This is a genomic window from Arthrobacter sp. B0316-1-20 (assembly GCF_059091865.1).
In genome coordinates, this window is the sequence record NZ_JBNHHC010000042.1 from 1 (window position 1) to 18,612 (window position 18,612).

At 66.5% G+C, this 18,612-nt stretch carries 14 protein-coding genes and 1 tRNA gene; 10 read left to right on the forward strand and 5 right to left on the reverse strand.

The annotated features are described in order from the left end of the window. Nucleotides 1-551: phosphate ABC transporter ATP-binding protein (locus AC5RW2_RS34200; RefSeq protein WP_494075007.1), on the forward strand; the 551-nt coding region annotated here is incomplete at its 5' end. Nucleotides 552-726: 175 nt separating this feature from the next. Here AC5RW2_RS34200 and AC5RW2_RS34205 read toward each other — a convergent pair. From AC5RW2_RS34205 to AC5RW2_RS34215, 3 genes are all read right to left on the reverse strand, one after another. Beyond that, nucleotides 727-1,737, reverse strand: coding sequence for an inorganic phosphate transporter (locus AC5RW2_RS34205; RefSeq protein ID WP_493963554.1), 1,011 nt, complete (start codon nucleotides 1,735-1,737; stop codon nucleotides 727-729). Then, complete coding sequence (locus AC5RW2_RS34210; RefSeq protein ID WP_493952512.1) at nucleotides 1,738-2,355, reverse strand: nuclease PIN; 618 nt, start codon at nucleotides 2,353-2,355, stop codon at nucleotides 1,738-1,740. 378 nt (nucleotides 2,356-2,733) lie between these two features. Continuing rightward, nucleotides 2,734-3,381: a hypothetical protein gene (locus tag AC5RW2_RS34215; RefSeq protein ID WP_493963553.1), complete on the reverse strand. Its 648-nt coding sequence runs from the start codon at nucleotides 3,379-3,381 to the stop codon at nucleotides 2,734-2,736. A 191-nt stretch (nucleotides 3,382-3,572) separates the two neighbouring features. Between AC5RW2_RS34215 and AC5RW2_RS34220 the strand changes: the two genes are divergently transcribed. From AC5RW2_RS34220 to AC5RW2_RS34255, 8 genes are all read left to right on the forward strand, one after another. After that, nucleotides 3,573-3,645 (forward strand) — tRNA-Lys (locus AC5RW2_RS34220). Between the two features lie 323 nt (nucleotides 3,646-3,968). After that, the gene (gene ectA / locus AC5RW2_RS34225; protein ID WP_494075008.1) at nucleotides 3,969-4,478 is read left to right on the forward strand and encodes a diaminobutyrate acetyltransferase; all 510 of its coding nucleotides are present in this window, start codon (nucleotides 3,969-3,971) and stop codon (nucleotides 4,476-4,478) included. Nucleotides 4,479-4,630: 152 nt separating this feature from the next. Continuing rightward, the gene (gene ectB, locus AC5RW2_RS34230; protein ID WP_493963551.1) at nucleotides 4,631-5,902 is read left to right on the forward strand and encodes a diaminobutyrate--2-oxoglutarate transaminase; all 1,272 of its coding nucleotides are present in this window, start codon (nucleotides 4,631-4,633) and stop codon (nucleotides 5,900-5,902) included. Nucleotides 5,903-6,005: 103 nt separating this feature from the next. Then, a complete protein-coding gene (locus tag AC5RW2_RS34235) occupies nucleotides 6,006-6,404 on the forward strand; it encodes an ectoine synthase (protein ID WP_493945034.1) in 399 nt (132 codons plus the stop codon). 87 nt (nucleotides 6,405-6,491) lie between these two features. Next, a complete protein-coding gene (gene thpD / locus AC5RW2_RS34240; RefSeq protein ID WP_493963550.1) occupies nucleotides 6,492-7,397 on the forward strand; it encodes an ectoine hydroxylase in 906 nt (301 codons plus the stop codon). Between the two features lie 439 nt (nucleotides 7,398-7,836). Continuing rightward, complete coding sequence (locus AC5RW2_RS34245) at nucleotides 7,837-10,803, forward strand: FAD-binding and (Fe-S)-binding domain-containing protein (RefSeq protein ID WP_493963549.1); 2,967 nt, start codon at nucleotides 7,837-7,839, stop codon at nucleotides 10,801-10,803. A gap of 84 nt (nucleotides 10,804-10,887) precedes the next feature. Next, complete coding sequence (locus AC5RW2_RS34250; protein WP_493963548.1) at nucleotides 10,888-11,520, forward strand: hypothetical protein; 633 nt, start codon at nucleotides 10,888-10,890, stop codon at nucleotides 11,518-11,520. Nucleotides 11,521-11,617: 97 nt separating this feature from the next. Continuing rightward, nucleotides 11,618-13,063, forward strand: a complete 1,446-nt coding sequence (locus AC5RW2_RS34255) for a glycosyltransferase family 2 protein (protein ID WP_493963547.1) — start codon at nucleotides 11,618-11,620, stop codon at nucleotides 13,061-13,063. Between the two features lie 197 nt (nucleotides 13,064-13,260). Here the strand turns inward: AC5RW2_RS34255 and AC5RW2_RS34260 are convergent, their stop codons facing one another. Further along, nucleotides 13,261-14,172 (reverse strand): LysR family transcriptional regulator, encoded by a 912-nt coding sequence (locus tag AC5RW2_RS34260; RefSeq protein ID WP_493963800.1) that lies wholly within the window; start codon nucleotides 14,170-14,172, stop codon nucleotides 13,261-13,263. Between the two features lie 153 nt (nucleotides 14,173-14,325). On the opposite strand from AC5RW2_RS34260, the gene AC5RW2_RS34265 reads away from it, so the two are divergent. Then, entirely contained in the window at nucleotides 14,326-17,775 is a 3,450-nt protein-coding gene (locus AC5RW2_RS34265) for a bifunctional proline dehydrogenase/L-glutamate gamma-semialdehyde dehydrogenase (protein WP_493963546.1), read from the forward strand. 138 nt (nucleotides 17,776-17,913) lie between these two features. Here the strand turns inward: AC5RW2_RS34265 and AC5RW2_RS34270 are convergent, their stop codons facing one another. Continuing rightward, nucleotides 17,914-18,387: a hypothetical protein gene (locus AC5RW2_RS34270; RefSeq protein ID WP_493963545.1), complete on the reverse strand. Its 474-nt coding sequence runs from the start codon at nucleotides 18,385-18,387 to the stop codon at nucleotides 17,914-17,916. Nucleotides 18,388-18,612: the final 225 nt, after the last annotated feature.

Sequence of the window (18,612 nt, forward strand, 5' to 3'; positions counted from 1 at the left end):
GCGTGGACCCGGTGACCGTGCGCAGCCAGATCGGCATGGTCTTCCAGCGCCCCAACCCGTTCCCCACCATGTCCATCCGCGACAACGTGCTGGCCGGCGTCAAGCTGAACAACAAGCGGATGTCCAAGTCGGACGCCGACGCTCTGGTGGAGAAGTCGCTGACCGGCGCCAACCTCTGGAATGAGGTCAAGGACCGGCTGAACAAGCCCGGATCAGGCCTCTCCGGCGGCCAGCAGCAGCGCCTGTGCATCGCCCGCGCCATCGCTGTTTCCCCGCAGGTGATCCTGATGGACGAGCCGTGTTCAGCACTCGACCCCATCTCTACGCTCGCCATTGAGGACCTGATCGAGGAACTCAAGACGCAGTACACCGTGGTGATCGTGACCCACAACATGCAGCAGGCGGCCCGCGTGTCCGACAAGACCGCGTTCTTTAACATCGCCGGCACCGGCAAGCCGGGCAAGCTGATCGAATACGGCGACACACCGACGATCTTCAGCAACCCGATGGAGAAGGCCACCGAGGACTACGTGTCCGGACGCTTTGGATAAGCCCCACAGCAAGCACACGACGGCGGTGCCTCCCCACGCCCGGGAGGCACCGCCGTCGTGGTTAAGCCGTCGTGGTTAAGCGGCGGCGGGATCTCCACGCAGGCGCAAGCGCCTTTGGCCGATCACCGGGGCAACCTGCTGCCCGTCGTCAGGACCGCACGCTCCCTGTTCCGGCTTAGAGCACCGGATCCATGGCCAGCAGCAGGATGGCGCCGAGCAGCGAGGTGGCCACCAAGGTCAGCACCCAGGTGGCCAGCACGCGGATGGCGACCCGCCAGCGCACCGCATGCAGCTTCTGGCTCGCGCCGGCGCCCAAAATCGAAGAGGTCATGGTTTGCGTGCTGGAGAGCGGCATGTGCAGGCCGATCGCGCCGATGAACAGCATGGCAGAACCGACTCCCTGCGCGGCGGCCCCGTGCAAAGGATCGATCCGGACCAGCCGGGACCCGAGGGTGTAGGAGATCCGCCAGCCGCCGAAGAGCGCGCCCACCGCCAGCAGGATCGCGGCGAAAACTTGCACCCAGAGCGGCATCTGCTCGCCCGTGGCATAGCCGGCAGCTACCAGCGCCAGCAGCACCACAGCCATCGTCCGCTGGCCGTCCTGCAGGCCGTGTCCCAGCGAGAACGTCCCCGCGAAGACCGCTTGCGCCAATCTGGTGGTCCGGCCCACTTCACGCGGCGTCCGGTACCGGGCCAGCCAGGTCAGCGGCACCATCACCAGGTAGGACAACGCGAACGCCACCAGCGGGGACAGCAGCAACGGCAGCACCAGCTGGGCCCAAATCGGATTCTCGGTGGCGCTGATGTTCTCGCCGCCCAGTACGGTGGATGCCGCTCCGGCCCCCACCAAACCGCCGAGCAGCGCATGCGTGGACGAGGAAGGCATCCGCAGCCACCAGGTGAGCACTCCCCAGGCGCTGGCGCTCAGCAGCCCGGCCAGCAGGATAGCCAGTCCGGACTGCCCGGCGGGCAGGCCGATCCAGCCGGTACTGATCACCAACGCCAGCGTGCTGGACAGCAAGGCGCCGGCCAGGTTGCAGACGGAGGCCAGAACGACGGCGATGCGCGGCGTGAGGGCGCGGGTGCGCACGGCGGTCGCTACGGCATTGGAGACGTCATGAAAACCATTGATGAACGCAAAGCAGCCGGCGAAAGCAACGACCAGCACCAGCAGGACAAGCTCCACCTACGATTCCTTGACCAGGATCTGCCCTACATGGTGGGACGCCTGGCGCAGGGTCTTGGTGGCAGCTACCAGCTGGTCGGCCACGTCGCGGTGCCGGGCCAAGGTGGCACCCTTGTGGTCCGACAAGAGCTCCGACACCCACACTCGGTGGGTACGTTCGGCGCGCTTGGCCAGCCGGACCATCTCGATGCAGTACTCCTCGAGGTCCTCCAAAGAGTTCAGCCGCGGCATGGCGTCCCGGGTCATCTCCGACATCCGGCCGATGACTTCCAGCTGCTCGGAGGCCCGGGCAGACAGGCGTTTGACCCGGTTCAGGGCGATCAGTTCCGCGGCGGCGTCAAGGTGTTCGAAGGTGTGGACCAGATGCAGCGAGAGCTGGAACATGTCCTCGCGCGGAAGGGGATTCACAAAGCTGGTGCGCAAGGTGGTGAGCAGTGCGAAGCGCAGGCGGGAGACGTTGCCGTCCCGGTCGTGCAGCTCTTCGGAGAGTTTGTCGTAGTCGTCTGCAGGTGCCCCGAGGATTTCCGAGAGGCTCTTGACTCCTGCCATGAGCTCTGCTGCCGTCTGTGCGAGCAGTTCTAGGCTCTTGGTGTCCTGCGGGAAGAGGCTTAACTTCATGTCACCGGCGGTTTTCTCACTGGTCCGAACGGCGGAAGGGAAGCATCCGCCGTGCCTAGATTATCGCCTCTGGGTGAACAAGATTAATGGTGCCGAACCGGGAGCGCCTCTCGGCGGAAGGCCGCTCGAGGCGGCTAAAAGTTGGAGCCCGGGGCTGCCACGGTTCGACACCACCTTCAGTTTTCTACGCCTCAGAGCCGATGTCAACAGCCGCAGAAAACCGGGGAAAAACGTGTCAACCCGGCGTATTTGTGGTACACGCGCGCGTCATGTTTGGGCCGTTCGCAGTGCTTTGGGCCCTCCGGGGTGGCCGTTTGCCGGCAGCGGCGAAGGCACGAAATTCCTGCCGCGTGGGCGAGTGTGCTGGAGCTCCAGCCGTCAGTCGAGTTCGCCGCGGCGCCACGCGGCGGCCGCCGCCTCAAGGTCCTCGGCGGTCTTCACCAGCCGGTGCGAACTGAGCGTCAGCTTGCTGGCGTGGTTCTCGTTGGCAGGCTCAGCTGAGTCAGCGTGATGGGTCTGGCCGAGCGCGACGATCCGGCAGAAGGCCGCGGACCGGTCCAATGCCACATCGAAATCGCCGTCGAAGGCTCCGGACAGGATCGTGTCAGCCATGGCGCGCACTTCATCGGCGCCGGGCGGCTCGGCCACGCCCGCTATCACCTTGGACACCTCCGCAGATGAGGTGCCCGCCTTGAAGAACGCCGCCAGTTTGTCCGGATGGGACTGCACCGCGGCGCGGATGGCGTAGAGCCGCCAGAGCGCACCGGGCAGCGACCGGGCCGGGCTCTCGGACCACATTTCGGCTATGGCCTCGAGCCCCTGCTGGTCGGCGAGCTTGACCAGGCGCTTGGTGACCTCGGGATCGTCGGAGCCACGGCCGCGGTGCACCAAAGCCTGGGCTGCCAGATGGGCAGCCTCGGAAACTCGTGCCGGGTCGGCGCCGCCGGCGAAGTCCTCAAAGTCCAACGGGGCAAAAGGCTTCGGCTTGTGCGGCCTGGGGACGTCATTTCCGTTGTTCGGGCTCATGCCACGACCTTACTCCCGCCTCTGACGCCGGTACAGGGAGGCGGTCCGTCGGGGTTACGGCAGGCCGCAGCAAGGCGAACGCCACCGTCGGCACGGCGGATTCGAATGCGCGGCGGTGGGTGCGATAAACTGTGAACCGGCCAAATCCGCCCACCTCCGGGTCTCCACCAGGATGGACGGAACAGGCTGGCGGGCCTTTAGCTCAGTTGGTAGAGCATCGGACTTTTAATCCGCGGGTCGCGGGTTCGATCCCCGCAGGGCCCACCGCGAAAGCGGCTTCGACTGGTTGTCACCGGTCGGAGCCGCTTTTCCTTTGCCCGGCCCCGACGTCCACGTAACGGCCTCTAAGACGCTCATGACACCGTTCTCAGCGGCAAACGAGTAGTCCGTCACACAGCTAATGTCACGAAATGATAACGAAAGAATGTGTGCCGGGCACCGCCGTCGTAATTCCGCTGGAGCGCAACTGGCACAAGGGATCCAGCGGAAGCGGGCGGCGCCGACCCGGCCGCCAATCTGCCGGAAACCCTTGTCAAATTGCCGGAATGCCGGTTGATAACGCATCGATCCTCGTTAGGTTGGAGGTGATGGTTGAAGAACTAGCAGAAACCCAGACCAGTCCGAGGATCAAAGCAAAATTCCGTAAGCCAACCCTGAAGGACGGGCAGTCCCTGTGGCGCATGGCCAGGGACTCACAGGTCCTGGACCTGAACTCGTCCTACTCCTACCTGCTGTGGTCCCGCGACTTCGCCGAGACGTCTGTTGTGGCCACAGTGGACGGCGAGCCGGCCGGCTTCATCACCGGCTACATGCGCCCCGACGAACCGGGCACGCTGATGGTGTGGCAGGTCGCCGTGGACCACGAATTCCGCGGCCGCAAGCTGGCCGCCGAGATGCTGGACCGCTTGGCCGGGCAAGTGCGGGCCGAGCGCGTGGAAACCACCATCACAGCGGACAATGAGGCCTCCATCCGGCTGTTCGCCGGCTTCGCGTCGCGCCGAGAGGCGCCGATGGAACGCGAGCCGCTGTTCACCGCAGAGCTCTACCCGGACGGGCACGACACCGAGTACCTGTACCGGATCGGCCCACTCAACTAATTCCCGCCGGCGTCCAGCCTGCTGTGCGCAACGAACGCCGGCCAATCACCAATTGCACCAACGCACATCCGCACGAAATCGACCTGCGGCTGCTGTGGCGCTGTCCCGTACCCGGGATGGTGCGCGGCCGCGCTGAGGAAGGAAGCGTTTTCATGACTGACATTTTCGAAACCCTGGAGTCCGAGGTCCGCGGTTACTGCTGCAGCTGGCCCGCCGTGTTTACCCGCGGCGAGGGCAGCACCCTGACCGCCGAGGACGGCCGCACCTACCTGGACTTCTTCTCGGGTGCCGGCGCCCTCAACTATGGGCACAACAACCAGCAGCTGCTGCAGCCGCTGCTGGAGTACCTGGCCAGCGGCGCCGTGGTCCACTCGCTTGACATGAAGACCCCGGCCAAGCGGAAGTTCCTGGAAACCTTCCAGGACGTCATCCTGCGGCCGCGCAATCTGGACTACAAGGTGATGTTCCCCGGCCCCACCGGCACCAACACGGTTGAGGCGGCGCTGAAGCTGGCCCGCAAGGTCACCGGGCGCCAGCACATCCTGTCCTTCACCAACGCCTTCCACGGCATGACCCTGGGCTCGCTCTCGGTGACCGGCAACTCGATGAAGCGCCGGGGCGCGGGCATCCCGCTGACCAACAGCTCCAAGATCCCCTACGACGATTACTTCTCCGGCGAGACCACGGACTTCCTCTGGCTGGAACGCGTGCTCGAAGACAGCGGCTCCGGCGTGGATAAGCCGGCGGCCATCATCGTGGAAACCGTCCAGGGCGAAGGCGGCCTGAATGCTGCGCGCGCCAGCTGGTTGCGCGGCCTGTCCGAGTTGTGCCAGAAGCACGAAATCCTGCTGATCGTGGACGATGTGCAAGCCGGCTGCGGGCGCACCGGCACGTTCTTCAGCTTTGAAGAAGCAGGCATCACCCCTGACATCGTCTGCCTGTCCAAGTCCATCTCCGGCTTTGGCCTGCCGATGGCGCTCACGCTGTTCCGCCCGGAGCTGGACGTCTGGGACGCCGGCGAGCACAACGGTACGTTCCGCGGCCACAACCCGGCCTTCGTCACGGCGACGGCTGCGCTGGAGACGTACTGGCGGACCGGTGAGTTCCAGCAGCAGGTCAAGGCCCGGATCACCCAGCTGCACGAGGGCTTGGAGCGGATCGCCGCCTCGGTGGAAGGCGCCAGCGTGCGCGGCCGGGGACTGCTGGCCGGAGTCAAGTTCGCCGACGACGAGACCGCCGGCAAGATTGCCGCCGAGGCCTACCAGAACGGGCTGCTGGTGGAAACCTCCGGGCCGGAGAGCGAAGTTGTGAAGCTGATGCCGGCGCTGACCATCAGTGCGGCTGATCTGGACCGCGGCCTGGACATTCTGGTCGAGGCCACCCGCGCCGTCACCGCGGTTCCGGAACTGGTCGGCGCGCACTAGATCCCGGTGGCAGGGGCCGCACCGATCCCCGCCGCCGCCGCATAGGCAGCACAAACGGCTGCCGCACGACCGACTTGTAGATGATCCACATTGAGGAGTTCCCATGATTGTTACCAACCTGAATGACCTGAACGACACCGACCGCGACGTGAAGTCGGAGACGTGGCGGAGCCGCCGGATGGTGCTGGCCGGGGAAGGCGTGGGCTTTTCCTTCCACGACACGGTGATCTACGCCGGCACCACGTCCACGTTCCACTACGCCAACCACATCGAGGCCGTCTACTGCGTCCAGGGCGAAGGCACGCTGACCAACGAGGAAACCGGCGAGGTCCACGACCTGCGCGACGGCACCATGTATCTGCTGAACGGGCACGAGAAGCACACCGTCCGCGCCACCACTGAACTGCGGATGGCCTGCGTGTTCAACCCGCCCGTTACCGGCCGCGAAGTCCACGACGAGAACGGCGTGTACCCGCTCGTCGAGGCTGAGCCGGTTCACTGACTCCGGCGGCAGGAGGGCCCGGTCGGCAACCTTGTCGGCCGGGCTTTTCCGCACCCGGCACAAGAAATAACCCACAGGAGGATAAAGATGACTGCGACCGCAGACCGAAGCCGTGTTGACCTCTACCCGACACGATCCGCAGGCACCGCCAGCGTGCAACCCCGCCAGGACAAGGTCGTCTGGGGATCCGCGGAGTCGGGCCCGATGGACGCGGCCACGCTGGCAGGCTTCGAGGAGAAGGGCTACCTCAACATTAAGGAGCTGATCTCGCCTGAAGAGGTGAAGGAGTACCAGGCGGAGCTGGATCGGCTCGCCGCGGATCCGGCCGTCCGTTCGGATGAACGGTGCATTGTCGAGGCTAAGAGCCAGGAGGTGCGCTCCATCTTCGAAGTGCACAAGATCAGCGAGGTCTTCGCGAAGATCGCCAACGATCCGCGGGTGGTGGACAGGGCCAAGCAGTTGCTGGGCTCTGACGTCTATATCCATCAGTCCCGGGTGAACTTCAAGCCCGGTTTCGAGGGCAAGGAGTTCATGTGGCACTCCGACTTCGAGACCTGGCACGCGGAGGACGGGCTGCCGCGCATGCGCACGGTGTCCATCTCCATCTCGCTCACGGACAACTACTCCTACAACGGGCCGCTGATGATCATGCCCGGATCGCACCAGGAGTACATCTCCTGTGTGGGCGAGACCCCGGACGACAACTACAAGCAGTCGCTGGTGATGCAGGGCGCCGGAACTCCGGACAAGGCCACGCTGCGCGACTTCGCCGACCGCTACGGGATCGACGTGATGGAAGGCAAGGCAGGCGGGGCCACCATGTTCGACTGCAACTGCATGCACGCCTCCAACGGCAACGTCACGCCGTACCCGCGCTCCAACCTGTTCTTCGTGTACAACAGCGTGGAAAACACGGCCGTGGATCCCTTTGCCGCCAAGAATCCGCGGCCTGACTACATCGGAGCCCGGGACTTCACCCCGGCGGGCCGGTAGCTGCACCGTTTCCCAGCAACGGGGACCGTCCCCAGGGGACGCCCCCTTGCTGAAGAGCGGCACATAACGACGGCGTGGCTCGCCTTCCGCAGGACATCGGCGGAGGGCGGGCCACACCTCATCACCTCCGGGCTTCCGCAGCAAGCCCGCCGGCCGCCCCGCCGAGCTGTACGTTATACGCCACATTGCGGAATTCTCGTCGCTGCACGATCCGCAAAAGCGGAAGCATGCGCGCAGGAGCGCCGCGCTACGCCATTGCTGGTAGCTCTGGGAAGCCAATGTGGCGTATAACGTACGCGGCGCTCAGTACCCTGGCTGTCCGGAGCGGACACGCAGGCACGCAACGACGATCCAGGTCAGCTGACAGATCAGAGCCAGTCAAGACCCAGCCACCGCGAGGGGCAGACACCTGCCGGTGCCGGTCGGTAGTGTGAGCTGCATGCAAGCGGTTCACGGGGCTGCGGTGGACGGCGCGGCGGCGGCCGGAGTGATCGAGGCGCTGCGGCGGAACGGCGTGGCGGACGTCCGGGCCGACGCCACAACCCGGGACGTGTACTCTTCCGACGCCTCGCTCTTCCGGGTGCGGCCGGCGGCCGTGGCCTTTCCGCACGACGCGGACGAGGTGCTGGCGGTGCTGGCAGCCTGCCGCGAGGCGGGCGTCCCGCTCACCTCGCGCGGAGCGGGCACCTCCATTGCGGGCAATGCGGTGGGCCCCGGCGTGGTGCTGGAATTCAGCCGCCATATGAACCGCGTGCTCCAGTTGGACCCGGAAGCCCGCACTGCCACCGTGCAGCCCGGCACCGTCCACGCCTCGCTGCAGCGGATGGCGCTGGCCCAGGGACTGCGTTTTGGACCGGACCCGTCCACGCATACCCGCTGCACCATCGGCGGAATGATCGGCAACAACTCCTGCGGCGCACGCACCCCGGCCTACGGCCGCACCGTGGACAACGTGGAGCACCTCCAATTGGTCACCGGTTCCGGACGCCTACTGCGGCTGGACGCAGGACGGGTTCCCGACGCACCGGAAACCGGGGCGCTGCGTGAACTGGCGGCCGGACACCTGGAGGCGCTGCGCACGGAATTCGGCCGCTTCGGCCGCCAGGTCTCCGGCTATGCCCTCGAGCACCTGCTGCCGGAGAAGGGGTTCGACCTGCGCAAGGCGCTGGTGGGCAGCGAGGGGACCCTCGCCGTCGTGCTGGAAGCGGGCGTGCGGCTGGTCAAGGACCCGGCGCACAAGACGATGGTGGCGCTGGGATTTGCCGACATCGGCACCGCCGCGGACGTGGTGATGGACGTGATGGCATTTTCGCCGACCGCCTGCGAGGGGCTGGATCGGCGGATTGTGGACGTGGTGCGTCGCCGGAAAGGACCGGGATCCGTGCCGGAACTGCCCGCCGGCGGATCGTGGCTGTTCGTGGAATTGGCCGGCGACCGCGCCGCCGAAGTGGCCGACCGCGCCGCCCGGCTGGTCCGGTTGCCCGAGGCCGTGGAAGCCCGGGTGGTGGACCATCCGGCCGAGGCGGCCGCGCTGTGGAGGATCCGCGAGGACGGGTCCGCGCTGTCGGGGCGGTCGCCGGCCGGCGAGCCGGCGCACTCCGGCTGGGAGGATGCTGCCGTGCCGCCAGAACGGCTAGGCGCCTACCTGCGCGAATTCGACGACCTGGTGGAGCGGCACGGGTTCAGCGGCTTCCCGTACGGACACTTCGGCGACGGCTGCGTGCACGTGCGGCTGGACTTCCCGTTCGGCAACCGCGGTCCCAACGAAACCGACGGCCGCCCCGAATACCGCGCCTTCATGAGCGACGCCGCCGACCTGGTGGCCAGCTACGGCGGCTCGCTCTCCGGCGAGCACGGAGACGGCCGGGTGCGCAGCGAACTGCTGCCGCGGATCTATTCGCCAAAAGCCATCCGCCTGTTCGGTACGGTCAAGGGCATCCTGGATCCGGACAACACGCTCAACCCGGGCGTGCTGGTGGACCCGCGGCCGCTGGATGCGGACATCCGCACCGCCACCGTGAAGCCCGTCCGGATTCCGCTGGGCCTTTCCTACCAGCACGACGGCGGGGACTTCAGCCGTGCGGTTCACCGCTGCACCGGGATTGGCCAGTGCCGCACGGACGCGGCGACCCGCCCGGGCATGGTGATGTGCCCGTCCTACGTGGCAACCAAAGAGGAGAAGGATTCGACCCGCGGCCGCGCCCGCGCGCTGCAGGAAATGATCCTGCGTGCGTCGGGCGGTCATGACGACGGCGCTGCTCGGCTTGGCGACGGCGGCGCCGGCCCCGGCGGGGCAGGGGGCGGGAGCGGCGGTCCGGCCGAGGCTGCGCCGGACTGGCGCTCGCCGGCAGTGCATGAGGCGCTGGACCTGTGCCTGTCCTGCAAGGGGTGCCTCTCCGACTGCCCGACCGGCATCGACATGGCCTCCTACAAGGCCGAAGTTTTGTACCAGAGCTACCGTGGCCGACTGCGGCCGGCGTCGCACTACTCGCTCGGGTGGCTGCCGCGCTGGGCCAGATTGGCCTCGTTCGCACCGGCGCTTGCGAACGGGCTGCTGAAGGTCCCGGGCCTGCGGCAGGCCGGCTTACGGCTGGCCGGCGTGGACGCACGGCGCGGACTACCGCAGTTTGCGCAGGAGACGTTCGATCAGTGGTTTCGGGACCGGGATGCATCGGCTGGCTCAGCGCCGAACGGGCCGCTGCTGTTGTGGGCCGACACCTTCACCAACTACTTCTCGCCCGAGGTCGGACAGGCAGCCGTCAGGGTGCTGGAGCATGCCGGCTATGAGGTGCTCGTTCCGGGGCAACGGCTGTGTTGCGGGCTGACCTGGATCTCCACCGGACAGCTGGACACCGCGCGCCGGATCGTGGGCCGCACCGTTGATGCGCTCGCCGCATACGTTGCCGCCGGCGTGCCCGTGCTGGGACTGGAACCGTCCTGCACCGCTGTGCTGCGGTCCGATGCGCTGGAGCTGCTCGGTGGCACGGCGCTCCCGGTCGCCCAATCCACCCGGACCCTAGCGGAACTGCTCTCGGGCACCCCGGGGTGGGCACCCCCGTCGTTAGCGGGGGAGGAGATAGTGGCCCAGCCGCATTGCCACCACCACGCCGTCCTTGGCTGGCGAACCGATCTGGCCCTGCTGGGCGACGCCGGCGCCAACGTACAGAGCCTGGGCGGGTGCTGCGGCCTGGCCGGCAACTTCGGCGTCGAGCGCGGTCACTACGACGTTTCCGTGGCCGTCGCGGAGTCCCAGTTGCTGCCAGCGGTCAGGCGGGCCGGGGCCGACACCGTGCTGCTGGCCGATGGATTCTCCTGCCGGACCCAGCTCGCCGATCTGTCCGAACGTCGCGGAGTGCATCTGGCACAACTGCTGGATGGTGCGTCGGGCCCAGGCCGAGCGGGCTAAAGAGTGCGCCTGACGCGGTCAGCTGGCAGAATCGCCGGATGAACGACGTTTTTGCCAGGGCAAACGATCGACGGGGGCCGCCCGGTGACTACTGACTCGAGAGCCCGACCCCAGCAAACCGTGCTGAAGGAAAAATCCGGGTACTGGGCCGCGATCCTGCTGTGGACCGCAGCACTGGCGGCTCTGCTTCTGCTGTTCGTTCTGGCGGACGGGGAATCCCTCCTGACGTGGATCCCGTGGTCTCTGGTTGTTGCAGCCTTTGCCTACATCTTCCTGTGGATCCCCCGATTGGTTTTCGACGACGATTCCGTCCTCATCATCAACAGCTTCCGGTCGCACGCCATCCCCTTTGCCGTGGTGGACGATGTCAGCACCGGAAGCACGGTCACGATCAGGGCAGCGGGCAAGACCTACACCAGTTGGGGTGCGCCCTTTCCGCCCAGCGCGCGGGCAGCCGGCAGCCAGCGCAGCGGCGCGATCGGTCCGGCAACGGTGACACCCTGGGACAGGCCAGGCTCTGCCGGGCAACGGCAGGGACTGGAACAGCATCCTCTGGTACGCGCTTGGACAAGGTCCCGTCCGGACCGCACGCCGTCCGTACCGCCGGGTGAAGCTGCTGCCGCGACCAGTTGGAATAAATCGGCCCTCGTCTTGGGCCTCCTGTGCGGCCTCCTGCTCGCCGGGCAGCAGCTGATGCTGTTCCTGTTCCAAACGTGAGAACCAGCGGAGCAGCGGTCGGACCTCTCCGCGGCGGAGGTGCCCGACCGCTCGCGGTGGCAGAATGCAGTAACGGCAAACGATCGAAGGGGACATCGTGGCCATCAAGGACAAGCTGGCGGGCGCCCAGCGCAAGCTGAAGAAGTACGCGGCGCGGACGGGCCAAATCCGCGTAAGGGAGAGCGACTCCGGTCCGACGGCCAGTGCGCAGACCGCCAGGGTGTCCGTGGTCATCCCCGTGTTCAATGCAATGCCGTACCTCAAGGAACTGCTGGACTCGCTGGTGGCGCAGGACATGGACCCGGCGCTGTTTGAGGTGGTGGCGGTGGACGACGGCTCCACCGACGACGGCGGCAAGCTGCTGGACCAGTACGTGGCGCAGCATCCGAATTGGCGGGTAATTCACCAGCACAACAGCGGCTGGCCGGGCAAGCCGCGAAATGTGGGGATCAACGCCAGCACGTCCGACTACGTCTTTTTCTGCGACGCCGACGACAAGCTGGGCGTCGAGGCGCTGCGCCGGATGGTGGCTTTCGCCGACCGGCATCAGGTGGATGTGCTGGCGCCGCGCATGGTCGGGATCGGCGGCCGGCGGGTACAGTCCTCGCTTTTCACCGAGACCATCCCCGACGTTCCGGTACGGAAAATCCTAGGCACGCTCTCGCCGCAGAAGCTGATCCGGCGCGAGCTGCTCGACACCCACGGCATCCGTTTCCCGGAAGGCAAGGTCCGCCTGGAAGACGGCATGATGCTGACCCGCTGCTACCTGGCCTCGCGGCGGAATGCGATCGCGGCCGACTACGACTACTACTTCATCCGTACCCGGCAGGACGGTACGAACATCAGCTCGCAGTTGGCCATCCCGGAAAGCTACACCGGCTCGGTGGCAGAGATCGCCCGGATCATTACCGAGAACCATGACGACGCCGGTGAAGCCGAGCTACTGGTGCTGGACTTGTACCGGCGCAAACTTCTTCGCACATACGTGCCCTCCCGCTACCGTTCGATGTCCGCCGGAATTCGGAAGCGCTGGGTGGCAGCCCATGCGGACTTCGTGGAACGGTACATTCCGGAGCGGCTGGAGGCACAGCTGGGCTTCCCGTTCCAGCAGCGCTCAGAGCTGGTCCGGGCACGGGATGCGGAAGGCCTACTAAAGCTGGCGGCCACTGAGGAAGCTCTGAAGCCCACAGCACGCGCCCTGCTGCCGCAACTCGACGAAGAGTCGGTGGCGTTCGGTCTGCGGCTTGAACCGACAGCCGAATTCGAATCCGTCCGAATTGTCGCGCGTGGGCGCGGTACTGCTGAAGCACGCACGTTCGACGTCAAGCGCGACGCCGGCGAGCACCGTGCCGTCCTGCCGCGGGCCGACCTGGCCGGATTGGGCAATGTGCTGGTGGACCTCTTTGTGCAGCTGGGCCTTGATGGCGTGGAAGGGCCTCCCCGGCGGATCCTGGCGCCGGGGGAGGGGCTGCCGGTGAAGTCCGGCGGTCTGCGTGTTTACGCCACCGTCCACGGAAACCTCAGCCTGGACCAGCGCCGCTGAACATCTCGGCGGTCGAGGGGTCCTGTCGGTGGTCGATGGAGGCGCGCTGTTCTGGCGGTGGTCGATGAAGGCGCGCCAGATGTGGCGGTGGTCGATGGAGGCGCGCCAGCGCCGAGTAGAGACCCGAGGGACATCCAGGTCTCCATCGACCACCGGGGGGCTAGGGGCGATGGCTCGGTTGGCTACCGAAGGGAAGGCTAAGCGCGCTCGCCGCTGACCTTCCGGGCGGTTTCCTCCAATACTCCCCGGAGCGCAAGAATGGCGGGCCGGTTGGCCGAGCCCCGGCGGGCGGAGGTGAAGACGGTCCGACGCGGATGATTTGTCAGGTCCAGCATCCGGCAGGTGGTGCCCCGGCCGCTCCAGACCAGATCCGGGAGGAAAGCCACGGCATTGCCGGATTCGATCAGCCGGATGTGGGCCTGCAAGTCAGCGGTTTCGTAGCGGACATCCGGCTCAAACCCGGCTTGGCGGCAAGCCTGCTCGGCCCAGTGCCGGGACGCTGCCCCGCGCGGTTCCATCACCCAGGGCAGGCCGCCGGCATCCTCAAGGGATCTGGCCTCTCCGCCGGCCAGGTGGGCCGGCGGGACGGCCAGCCGGATGGCGTCGGTGGTGAGCCTCTTGCGGTCCAGTTCCGGATGGTGCGGCGCCGCGTGGCCCGGGTACTGCTCGGCTACCACCAGGTCGAAGTCGCGCGCCCACGTCTCGTACAGCGCGGTTTCCGGTTCCCGCTGGACCATTTCGATCCGCACCTCCGGGTACTGGCGACGCATGCTGGTGAGCGCATCCGGCAGCAGCGCCAGCGCCGCTGACTGGAAGACCGCCAGCCGGACGCTTCCGGTGACCGTGGTCAGCGATGCGGACAGGTCGGTTTCGGCCTGTTCGAGCCGGGACAGCAGCGATTCCGTGTGGGCCACCAGGATCTCTGCCTGCGGTGTGAGCTGTACGCGGCGGCCGGCCTTCCGCAGCAGTTCCACCCCGGCTTCTTTCTCCAGCAGCGTCAGCTGTTGGGATACGGATGACGGGCTCAAATTCAAAGCAGCGGCCACTTCGGCCAGCGTGCCGCGCACTTTGACCTCCCGCAGCAGCCGCAACCTCCGGACGTCCAGCACGAGCGCTCCATTCATCACGAAAGTCGATGATTACTGGTCGAAAAAGATCGCTTTTTCTTCACGAAGTCTAGTCCCATACTGGTCCTCAACGGGCAATGCAATTACGTTGAAAGGACTGATGCTGCCGTGACCGACGTCCTCAAGGAGGCACCGATGCAGACCACAAGCTTGGCGGATTCCCAGGTAGATGACCTCGCCGCCGACACCATCAAGCTGGTCCGGCACTGGCTGACCGAAGCAGAAAAGATTCCGGCCGACGCCGCGGCCGAGCAGTTGGCTGGTGTGCTGAACGATCCCAATGGTCTCGGTTTCACCGTCGGATTCGTCGACGGCGTGATCCGGCCCGAGGATCTGAAGGTTGCCGCCCGCAACTTGGCGGCGCTGGCGCCGAAGGCTCCGTCCTTCCTGCCCTGGTACATGCGCGCCGCCGTGCGTGTAGGCGGCACGATGGCGCCGGTGCTGCCGCAGGTGGTCATTCCCGCAGCCCGCAAGGTGCTGCGGGAGATGGTGGGCCACCTGATCGTCGATGCCACCGACGCCAAACTGGGGCCGGCGATCGCTAAGATCCGCCAAGAGGATGTCCGGCTGAACATTAACCTGCTGGGCGAAGCGGTGCTGGGCAGCCGCGAGGCCGAACGCCGACTGGAAGGCACCAAGCACCTGTTGGCTCGGGACGACGTCGACTACGTCTCGATCAAGGTCTCCTCCACCGTGGCGCCGCACTCTCACTGGGCTTTCGATGAGGCAGTGGAGCACGTCGTCGAAAGCCTCACCCCGCTCTACCGGCAGGCCGCCAAATCCCCGCAGCGTAAGTTCATCAACCTGGACATGGAGGAATACAAGGACCTGGAGATGACCATGGCGGTCTTCACCAAGATCTTGGACCAGCCCGAGTTCGAGCAGTTGGAAGCAGGCATTGTGCTTCAGGCCTACCTGCCGGACGCGCTCAAGGCCATGATCCGGCTGCAGGAATGGGCTGCAGCCCGGCGTTCCCGCGGCGGCGCCGCAATCAAGGTGCGGGTGGTCAAGGGCGCCAACCTGCCCATGGAACAGGTGGAAGCGTCGCTGCACGGCTGGCCGCTGGCCACCTGGGAAACCAAGCAGGACTCGGACACTAACTACAAGCGCGTGATCAACTATGCCCTGCAGCCGGAGCGGATCGGCAACGTCCGCATCGGCGTGGCCGGGCACAACCTCTTCGATGTCGCGTTCGCCTGGCTGCTCGCCAAGCAGCGCGGTGTGGAGGCGGGCATCGACTTCGAGATGCTGCTGGGCATGGCGCAGGGCCAGGCCGAAGCGGTGAAAAAGGACGTCGGTTCGCTGCTGCTCTACACCCCCGTGGTCCATCCTGCTGAATTCGACGTGGCGATCGCCTACTTGATCCGCCGGCTGGAAGAGGGCGCCAGCAGCGAGAACTTCATGTCCGCTGTCTTCGAACTCAGCAAGAATGAACAGCTCTTCGAGCGCGAAAAGCAGCGCTTCCTCGCATCGCTAGAGGCGCTCGACGACGAAGTGCCGGAACCGGCCCGGCAGCAGGACCGCTCGAAGCCGGAACCGGCCCGTCCCAGCGACTCCTTCGACAACATTCCGGACACCGATCCGTCGCTGCCCGCCAACCTCGACTGGGGCCGGGAGATCCTGGCCCGGGTGCCGTCATCGACGCTCGGCCTGGACACCGTCGCAGCCGCCCAGGTCAAGGACGAGGCAGGGCTGGAGCAAGTGATCGCCAAGGCCGTGGAGCAGTCCAAGAGCTGGGGCGCGATGAGCGGGGCCGAACGCGCCGAGGTGCTGCACAAGGCCGGCGACAAGTTCAACGCCAACCGCGCCCGGCTGCTGGAAGTGATGGCAGCCGAGGCGGGCAAGACGCTGGACCAAGGCGATCCGGAAGTCTCCGAGGCCGCCGACTTCGCGCATTTCTATGCCGAGTTGGCCCGGAAACTGGACACCGTGGACGGCGCCACTTTCATCCCGTCGCACCTGACGGTGGTGACCCCGCCGTGGAATTTCCCGACGGCGATCCCCGCCGGAGGTACCCTCGCCGCGCTCGCCGCTGGCTCCGCCGTCATTATTAAGCCTGCCCAGCAGGCCGCACGCACCGGTGCCGTGATGGTTGAAGCCGTGTGGGAGGCGCTGGACGAAGCGGGCGTGCCGCGCGACGTGCTGCAGTTGGTGCAGCTGGGCGAGCGCGAACTGGGCAGGCAGCTGATCTCCCACCCCGAGGTGGACCGCGTGATCCTCACCGGCGCGTACGAGACCGCCGAACTGTTCCGTTCCTTCCGTCCGGACCTGCCGCTGCTGGCCGAGACCTCCGGTAAGAACGCCATCATCGTCACCCCGAGCGCGGACTTCGACCTGGCCGCCAAGGACGTGGCGTACTCCGCGTTCGGCCATGCCGGGCAGAAGTGCTCCGCGGCGTCGCTGGTGATCTTGGTGGGTTCCGCAGCCAGCTCGCCGCGGTTCCGGAACCAGCTGGTGGACGCGGTCACGTCCATGAAGGTGGGCTACCCCCAGGACGCCACATCGCAGATGGGCCCGATCATCGCGCCGGCAGAAGGCAAGCTGCTGGACGGGCTGACCACGCTGGGCGCCGGGGAAAGCTGGCAGATCCAGCCCCGGCAGCTGGACGATTCCGGCAAGCTCTGGAGCCCGGGCGTGCGGACCGGAGTGAAGCGCGGATCCCGCTACCACTTGACCGAGTTCTTCGGTCCGATCCTGGGGGTGATGACCGCCGAAACTTTGGAAGAAGCCGTGGCCATCACCAACGACATTGAATACGGGCTGACCTCCGGCCTGCATTCGCTGGACGCGGACGAGCTGGATTACTGGCTGCAGAACATCCAAGCCGGCAACCTCTACGTGAACAGGGGAATCACCGGAGCCATCGTGCGGCGCCAGCCGTTCGGAGGATGGAAGAAGTCCTCGGTGGGCGCCGGTACCAAGGCCGGCGGGCCCAACTACTTGATGGGGCTGGGCGAGTGGGAGACTGCCCCGTCTACGGCAGCGGCGGAGGTGCACGGGGCAGCAGCCAAGCTGCTGGATGCCGCGCGCAGGGCCGGGCAGGCACTGTCCATCGAGGAACTGCGCGGACTGGAGCGTTCGCTGCGTTCCGATGCCGCAGCCTGGGCCGACGAGTTCGGCGTGGCCAGGGACGTCTCCGGGCTGACTGCCGAGCGCAATGTCTTCCGCTACCTGCCCGTCCCGGTCACCGTCCGGCTGTCCGAGGGCGAACCGCTGGCACAGCTGGTCCGCGTGCTGGCCGCCGGCGTGCTGGCCGGCTCCGAGGTGGCGGTTTCCACCGCCGTCGCGCTTCCTGCGTCATTGCAGGCGGTGGCCACGGAGCTGGGCCTTGCCGTGACGGTGGAGGACGACGGCGCCTGGCTGGCTCGGGTGCCCCGGCTCGGCGCCGGCAGGATCCGCCTGATCGGCGGGGACGCCAAGGCGCTCGCCGTCGCTACCGGCGGACGGCCCGATCTGGCGGTTTATGCCCATACCGTGACCGAAGCCGGCAGGCTGGAAATGCTGCCATTCCTGCACGAGCAGGCCGTCAGCATCACCGCTCACCGGTTCGGCACACCGAACCATCTGGCCGATGGCCTGATCTGACCGCTGCGGCAACCCGTCCCAACGACTGCTCAGCAGGCGCCCTTTTCCCGCATGGAAAGGGCGCCTGCTGAGCAGTGGATGCCCGCGGCCGCCCGGATCGGCCCGCGTCGCATAGCCGTGCCGCCGTTTAGCTGCCGCTTAGCCGTGCCGGCGCATCCAGCCGACCGCATGCAGGGTGAGCACACCGGCGATGGTGACCAGGCCTGCGACCAGCACGTTGGGTGCCACAGAGGACAACATGAAATACCATGGCGGTCCGAACGGGCTGGTCGGCGCGGTGGCTTGCATCTCGATTACGTACGGCGCGACCGACCACCACGCTCCGAAGGCGGAGAGCGCCAAGCCCAGCAACCAAAGCGCCACCAGGTAGGGATTGATTTTCCGGCGCGCAGCGGGAGCGCCTTCCAACTGGACCTGTGGCGCAGCACCCGGTGGAATGACCTCGGCAATGTCGGTGGACTGGGCGGCGACGTCGGCGGAAGGCTCTACAGCTGCGGTCCGGAATGCCGGGCTGGTGGTGGCGGACCGGCCGCCCGCTCGTGCCGCTTCACGGGCTTCACCGCCCCGCTGGTAGATCGAGTCATACCGCTGGTCGAACTGTGATGCGGACATGGTGCCCCCTTGTCGCCGTCCTTTGTTTGAATCTACCGGATGCCAAGCAACGCTGTTAGGCTGTGCGCCATGGGAATTCTGATTTTCGAGTAACCAGGTCCTGGACCGGTCAAACCGACAACCGAAAACAATGCTTGCTGAGGCTCTACCTCGCGAGTGGTTCCCTGAATCCACCTCCGCTTCCCGGATTTGATCCGGTTTTTTGGCGTCTTCGCCATGAACGCT